At 72.8% G+C, this 3,600-nt stretch carries 2 protein-coding genes; both read left to right on the plus strand.

From position 1 onward, the window contains the following. Positions 1 to 2,048: beta-ketoacyl reductase (locus ACIP82_RS37760; protein ID WP_400660323.1), on the plus strand; the 2,048-nt coding region annotated here is incomplete at its 5' end. A gap of 59 nt (positions 2,049 to 2,107) precedes the next feature. After that, on the plus strand, positions 2,108 to 3,600 hold a 1,493-nt coding region (locus ACIP82_RS37765; RefSeq protein WP_400660325.1), incomplete at its 3' end, for a type I polyketide synthase.

Raw genomic sequence — 3,600 nt, forward strand, 5'->3', positions numbered from 1 at the left:
CGTCACTGCTACCGTCCCTGGCCTCCTGGCGACGCCGCAGCCGCGAACAGGCACTCACCGACTCCTGGCGCTACCGAATCACCTGGAAACCACTGGCCGATCCGAAGACAACCGTGCCGCCGGGCACCTGGGCGGCCGTGGTTCCCGCAGGTGTCCCCGAGGCGCGGCGAGTGGTCGAGGCGCTGCGTGAGCAGGGCATGAACGTGCTGCCCCTGGAGGTGAAGGCAGCAGACGCCGACCGCGGCGCTTTTGCCTCACACCTGCGGGAGACGCTGGACGGCACGGCCCCCGCCGGAGTGCTCTCCCTCCTCGCGCTGGCCGAAGGCCCGCACCCGGGCTGCCCCGCATTGCCGGCCGGGCTCGGCCTCACCCTGACGCTGATCCAGGCCCTCGGCGACGCGGGCATCGACGCGCCGCTCTGGCTCGCCACCCGGAGCGCCGTCACCACCGCCCCCGCCGGCACCGCCGGTGCCGACCGGCCGGTGGACCCCGCTCAGGCCGCCGTGTGGGGCCTGGGACGAGTCGCCGCCCTCGAACACCCGCAGCGCTGGGGCGGCATGGTCGACCTCCCCGAGAGCCTGGACCGCCGCGCCGCCACGCTGCTGTGCGCCGCCCTGGCCGGCCCCGACAACGAGGACCAGCTCGCCGTACGCGGCACCCGGCTCCTCGTCCGCAGACTGGTCCGGTCGTCCCTGGCCGCGGCGGACCCCGTCCCGGCCTGGACGCCCCGTGGCACCGTACTGATCACCGGCGGCACCGGCGGCATCGGCAGCCAGACGGCCCGCTGGCTGGCCCGCCGCGGCGCGGAACACCTGGTGCTCACCAGCCGCAGCGGACCGGCCGCCCCCGGCGCGCAGCAGCTGAAGGCCGAACTCACCGAACTCGGCGCCCGGGTCACCATCGCCGCCTGCGACGTGACCGACCGCGACGCCCTGACCGCACTGGTCCGGCAGGTGGAGGCCGACGGTTCGCAGATCCGCACCGTGCTGCACATCGCCGGCGCGGGCGTGCTCGTGCCGCTCGCCGACACCGACCTCCTGGAGTTCTCCGACACCGCCCACGCGAAGATCGTCGGCGCGGCCAACCTGGACGCGGTCTTCGACCACTCCGCACTGGACGCCTTCGTGCTCTTCTCCTCCATCTCGGCGGTCTGGGGAAGCGGGGAGCACGGCGCCTACGCGGCGGCCAACGCGTACCTCGACGGCCTCGCCGAGCGGCGCCGGGCCCGCGGCCTCGCCGCCACCTCGGTGGTCTGGGGCATCTGGAGCCCCGAGGACGGCGGCGGCATGGCCGCCAACCTCGCCGAGGAGCAGCTGCGCGGCCGCGGCATCCCCTTCATGTCGCCGCAGTCGGCCATCAACGCCTTCCAGCAGGTCCTGGACCGCGACGAGAGCGTGGTGGTCGTCGCGGACATCGACTGGGAGCGGTTCGTGCCGGTCTTCACCTCCGCACGGCCCAGCCCGCTGCTCGGTGAGGTGCCGGAGGTCGCCAGGATCCTGGCCACCGAAGCCGCCCCGGCCGGGGCCGGGGACGACGACTCCTCCGTACGCCTGCGGCTGACCGGGCTGTCCGCCGAGGAGCGCCGGCGCGCCATCTCCGAGCTGGTGTGCACCCAGATCGCCTCGGTGCTCGGGTACCCCGGCCCGTCGGCCGTCGACGAGTCACGGGCCTTCCGGGAACTCGGATTCGACTCGCTGAGCGCCGTCGACCTCCGCAACCGGCTGAGCGCGGCGACCGGGCTGCGGCTGCCCGTCACGGTGGTGTTCGACTATCCGCGGGCCCGCGCGCTGGCCGAGCACATCGGTGCCGCGCTCTTCCCCGAGCAGGCCCCCGCGGCCCCGGCCGACCCTGCGGAAGCGGAAGCCCGGGAGCTGCTGAATTCCATTCCGCTGCTGCGGCTTCAGGAATCCGGACTGCTCGACGAACTGCGCAGGCTGGCACAGTCGCCCGACACCGAATCCGCCGCGGTGCACGGCGACGGCGACTCCACGGATGCCATCGACGACATGGACGTCGACGGGCTGATCCGTATGGCGTACGACAACTAATGACCTCTGAAGAGAAGCAAAGAGCGGAGCACCCGATGACAAGCGCCGATGACAAACTCGTGGGAGCGCTGCGCGAGTCCCTGAAGGAGACCGAGCGACTGCGGCGGGCCCATCAGCAGCTCACCTCGGCGTCCCGGGAGCCGATCGGTATTGTCGCCATGAGTTGCCGTTACCCCGGGGTCAATTCCCCCGAGGAACTGTGGAATCTGGTCGCGGAGGAAAAGGACGCCATCTCCGGATTCCCGGTCAACCGCGGCTGGGACCTGGACGGCCTCTACGACCCGGACCCCGACCAGCAGGGAAAGATCTACACGACCGAGGGCGGTTTCCTGCACGACGCCGACCGTTTCGACCCGGCGTTCTTCGGCATATCGCCGCGTGAGGCCAGCGCCATGGACCCGCAGCAGCGGCTGCTGCTGGAGACCTCCTGGGAGGCCTTCGAGCGGGCCGGCATCGACCCCTCGGCCCTGAACGGCAGCAAGGTCGGCCTCTTCGTCGGAGCGGCGTACCAGGGCTGGGGCATCGACTACCAGAACGTCCCCGACGGCATGCAGGGCCACCTGGTCACCGGCATGTCGACCAGCGTCATCTCCGGCCGCGTCTCGTACACCCTCGGCCTGGAGGGCCCCGCCGTCACGGTCGACACCGCCTGCTCGTCGTCGCTGGTGGCCCTGCACCTCGCCGTCCAGTCGCTGCGCCAGGGCGACTGCTCCATGGCCATGGTCGGCGGCACCGCGGTGATGGCCGACCCGCTCGGCCTGGTCGGCTTCAGCCGCCAGCGCGGCCTGGCCCAGGACGGCCGCTGCAAGGCGTTCAGCGACGACGCCGACGGCATGGGTCTCGGCGAGGGCGTCGGTGTGCTGCTGCTGGAGCGGCTCTCGGACGCGCGGCGCAACGGGCATCCGGTGCTGGCCGTCGTCCGGGGCAGCGCGATCAACCAGGACGGTGCGAGCAACGGGCTGAGCGCGCCGAACGGCCCCGCGCAGCAGCGGGTGATCCGGGCCGCGCTGGCCAACGCCCGGCTGAAGCCCGAACAGGTCGACATCGTGGAGGCGCACGGTACGGGGACGACGCTGGGCGACCCGATCGAGGCGGGCGCCCTGCTGGCGACGTACGGTCAGGGGCGGCCCGCGGACCGGCCGCTGTGGCTGGGCTCGGTCAAGTCCAACCTCGGTCACGCCCAGGCCGCGTCCGGTGTGGCCGGGATCATCAAGATGGTGATGGCCGTGCGGCACGGCGTGCTGCCGCGCACCCTGCACGCGGACGAACCGTCGCAGAAGGTGGACTGGGAGTCCGGCGCGGTGCGGCTGCTGACCGAGGCCCGGCCGTGGCCGCGGGGCGAGGAGCCCCGGCGGGCCGGCGTCTCCTCCTTCGGTGTCAGCGGCACCAACGCCCACGTCGTCCTGGAGCAGGCCTCACCGGAGGAGCCGGCCGCCGTCGCGGACCACACCCCCGTACTGGGTTCGGGTGTGGTGCCGTTGGTGGTGTCGGCGCGCAGTGCCGGGTCGTTGCGGGGGCAGGCCGAACGGCTCGGTGCGCTGGTGAACGGCCG

The sequence above is a fragment of the Kitasatospora sp. NPDC088548 genome, assembly GCF_044753005.1.
Lineage (GTDB): Bacteria > Actinomycetota > Actinomycetes > Streptomycetales > Streptomycetaceae > Kitasatospora.